Genomic DNA, 2,380 nt, shown 5'->3' with positions numbered 1-2,380 from the left:
TGGCTACTATCTGGGAACTATTCTTGGGGGAATTTTAGTGTATCGTTTTTCCAAGTTGTTACAGGGGCGTTTAACAAGTTTTATGTTGTTTGGTTCCGCGGCTTTTGGAATTCTAACCTTTGCTTACGGTTTTGTTTCTGAGCCTTTTATTGCTTTGTTTTTAGTGTTATTAATGGGACCTTCTTATCAAATGAGAGATTTAGCACAAGAAACAATGTTTCAAAATAGTGCAGATGAAGGGACTTTAACAAAAATACTTTCAGCAAGATCAACCTTAGTTCAACTTATTTTTATAGCCTCTATTCTCGGGATAGGAGCTTTAACGGATTTGATAGGAGTTCGTCTTGTTTATATTCTATCAGGATGTTTATTGATATTTTCATCTCTATTCGGATTGATTAATCTTCAACTTTATAAAAAAGGTATCTCTTTGGAAAATGAAAATGTAAATTACTAAAGAGAATTACCTTGGCGTATCATTACACTTGTAGTTCGGGCTATAAATCAACTAAGATTGTTACTTGCCGATTTAAAGAGCAGGTAAGTTAAATAAACAAGAATATATCTTAATGTGATTAGATGAGTGCAAAGGGGGAATCCGTAATGGCTATATTCAAAAATTCAATATTAGAATTAGTGCAATTTAATAAAAATGATATCAAGGGTTTAATTGAGTTATCAGCATCAGTCGGGTGGGATTATGATGAATATGAGATTGGAACAGTGTTATCATCTGGTAAGATATTCGGACATAAAAATGCGGAGGGAAAAATTGTTTCTAGTGCAGCAATAGTCCCTTATGATACTAAGTTGGCTTCGATTGGTATGGTGATTGTTCATAAAGAGTTTAGGGGAATGGGACTAGGGAAAGACGCTACCCAAAAGTGTATAGATTTTACTTCCAGTAACACTTCAATTATGTTAATTGCAACTGAAGAAGGTAGATCCCTTTATGAAAAGATGGGCTTTATAACTGTCGATTGTGTTCATAAGTTCCTTTGTGATGACTATAAACCAATAAACAAAAGCGGTGATGTTACTACTGAAGAGTTCAATAGTAATAATCTTAAAGAAATTTTAAAGTTAGATAAGGCTGCATTTGGAGATAAAAGAAGCAAATTTCTCCAAAATAGAATAAACCAATCAGAACAATGCCTAGTAGTTAGAGATAACAGAGCGAACATTATTGGTTATGGAATATCTATTTTAGGACCAATTAATCTGATATTAGGACCTATTGTAGCACCTGATTCTCAAACAGCTGCTTTAATAATAGATAGGTTAGCTTCAAGACATCAAGGGAAATTTAGGATTGATGTGCCATCGGGCAATGAAGAGTTTATGTTATTTTTGGAGCAGCGAGGATTTAAACAAGTGAGTCAACCACCAGTAATGGTTATTAATTCTGCTGAAATGCCACCTAGAAACAATACCTTATTCGGAATTGCTGCCCAGATTTTTGGATAAATAGAAATACTTCTTATTGAACTCTTACGGGTGCGTTAATTTAACAGTAGATATTGCTGCTCTAAATTTAATCAGCATAAAAAGGACCAAATCATTGGTCCTTTTAATCAACAAAGTGGTTATCTAAATAACTTGCTGAACTGTTCTAATTTACTAAGGTCCTCAATCATTTCATCATTACTTGGAATTATTCGACCAATGGCATGAGATTCATCATGAACGTAAGTGGATGTTTTGGTCATACCTTCTGTTACGAGCTGAACTATTTCATCCGTAAATTTAATTTTACTAAGTCTTTGTGTTTGTACACTTGGATTGAAACGTTCGACAACACCGTTTAATAACAGTTCTTCAACTGCTCGTTCCCACGATTCCCTCAGTAGCATGTACCATGTTTTAACCTTATGGACATACATATCGGGATCTAATTTGCTTTCTAACTTTTTTAGCTTTGGCAGTTCATTTTTTAAGTATTTGATTCTTTTACTGGTTGATAGGGTTATCCAAGGCATTTCCGTTTTTGCAATCCCTGCTCTGTTACCATTTCTTCTTACCGAACAATACGATGCGGACACGTTTTGTAAATTAACATGTTTTTGTAAGGTGTGTAGAAATACGATGTCGTGTGTAAAAATAATGACTTGCCGTTTTTTAGCTTCCCGCACCAATCGATTAGCTACATACTCTCTCCTGCTATGGTCTAAAGAAGAAACGGGATCATCAAGTATAATTCCTCCATTTGATGGTATAGAAGAAATCTCCGCAAGGAAGAAGGCTATTGATAATGCTTTTTGTTCACCTTCACTCAGGATTTCATTAATGTTTATTTTTGAACTGGAATCCAAAGCGAGTTTTATCGTGGTTTTACCTTTTACTCCTCGGCTATTCAGCTTGAATAGAATGTGTTCCCTTT

Annotated in this window: 2 protein-coding genes and 1 pseudogene; 2 read left to right on the top strand and 1 reads right to left on the bottom strand. The window is 34.6% G+C overall.

All coding sequences use genetic code 11. The features are described from left to right. Both BFI01S_RS21595 and BFI01S_RS21590 read left to right on the top strand, forming a co-directional pair. Positions 1–457: pseudogene (locus BFI01S_RS21595) on the top strand (MFS transporter); the annotation flags it as partial. Positions 458–603: 146 nt separating this feature from the next. Beyond that, the gene (locus BFI01S_RS21590; RefSeq protein WP_061794405.1) at positions 604–1,467 is read left to right on the top strand and encodes a GNAT family N-acetyltransferase; all 864 of its coding nucleotides are present in this window, start codon (positions 604–606) and stop codon (positions 1,465–1,467) included. 119 nt (positions 1,468–1,586) lie between these two features. Here BFI01S_RS21590 and BFI01S_RS21585 read toward each other — a convergent pair. Continuing rightward, positions 1,587–2,380, bottom strand: a 794-nt coding sequence (locus BFI01S_RS21585) for an AAA family ATPase (RefSeq protein WP_156478368.1), incomplete at its 5' end; no start/stop codon positions are given.

Source organism: Cytobacillus firmus NBRC 15306, assembly GCF_001591465.1.
Taxonomy (GTDB): domain Bacteria; phylum Bacillota; class Bacilli; order Bacillales; family Cytobacillaceae; genus Cytobacillus; species Cytobacillus firmus.
This window is presented reverse-complemented; position numbering and strand designations above follow the sequence as displayed.